The following is a 1038-nucleotide window of genomic DNA, read 5'->3' as shown; positions in this document are numbered from 1 at the left end:
AAGGAAGACACCGCAAATAATCTCTATAACTTTTCACATCCTTCACAGGAAAAGAATGGTCAATATAATGGTCATGCAAACAAGTCATGATATCGTAAGGCTTTTCCCAACCGCAATAAACCTCGACCCCATTCCCAAACATATAACGAATAGCCTTGGTCTCATAACGTGCCTTCAATCGCACAGCCTTTATATTGAACAGATTTTCAAGCCTCTGTACTTCTCTCTCTATTTCTCTATATTTTTCCTTCTTTACCATATCCATAACAATCTCCGACCCTCAGTTTGTGGGGTACTGGAAACTTATTGTAGCAGATAGAAATCAATATTTGACTTGTCATAGTGTCCGACTATGACAATTACATTGTCGTCGGTCCTGCGGAGCTTCAAAGATACCAGTCTGCAAGCTCCTGAAAGGCGTCCTGATTAGCTTCGAAGTATTCGGAATCCGGAACCTCAATAGGAGGCTCATCAAGCTCTACGGGGTCTTGTAGACGCTCTATGTCGAGAACCTTTGACAGCATCCCATCTTCTAAGACGCTACCCCCACCTCTACCCATGTGAGATATCGTGTAAGTGTCAAGCATATATGCTTTTGCGGAATCATCCACCGCATTGATATCCCTGTTGCCAAGCTCCCACGAACCACGCAACGCAAACAGATTACGCCCCGTTAGAGCATCGCATCCAATTTTTTGGAGTTTTTCGATAACCTGCTGATKGTGTCGCTTAGAGACAACTTCAATKAKTTCGAGAGCCTTTTTGCCGAGTTCAGTGTCAGGCGTCTGCGTATAATTCTGGACCATAAGACAGGGTTCAGAGACGTTATAGAAAGCATGATGCGGGAGCATCAGCCCAACAATCTTATTCTCCATCTGCTCGAATTTTATTTCATCACCAACGATGACACGACCATCAAGAGAAGGCTCAACACAGAGAGCCATAGCAATATCGGGCCCGAACATATCCAATGATTTAGGGACACCTATCGTGGCTTCGCCTTCATCACGCTTCGTGAAAAGCTCAGCATCATTGATG

2 protein-coding genes are annotated in these 1038 nt (G+C 44.3%); both read right to left on the bottom strand.

What is annotated here, in order from left to right; genetic code table 11:
• Positions 1 to 265 (bottom strand): hypothetical protein (locus KP705_RS15440; protein ID WP_215764785.1); only part of this gene is annotated, 265 nt, incomplete at its 3' end.
• Positions 266 to 386: 121 nt separating this feature from the next.
• Positions 387 to 1038, bottom strand: a 652-nt coding sequence (locus KP705_RS15435) for a hypothetical protein (protein WP_215764784.1), incomplete at its 5' end; no start/stop codon positions are given.

Origin of the sequence: Gluconobacter sp. P1D12_c (assembly GCF_018812105.1) — a bacterium.
GTDB classification, from domain to species: Bacteria; Pseudomonadota; Alphaproteobacteria; order Acetobacterales; family Acetobacteraceae; genus Gluconobacter; species Gluconobacter oxydans_A.
Note: the sequence above shows the minus strand (reverse complement) of the source record. Positions and strands in the feature narration are given on the sequence as shown.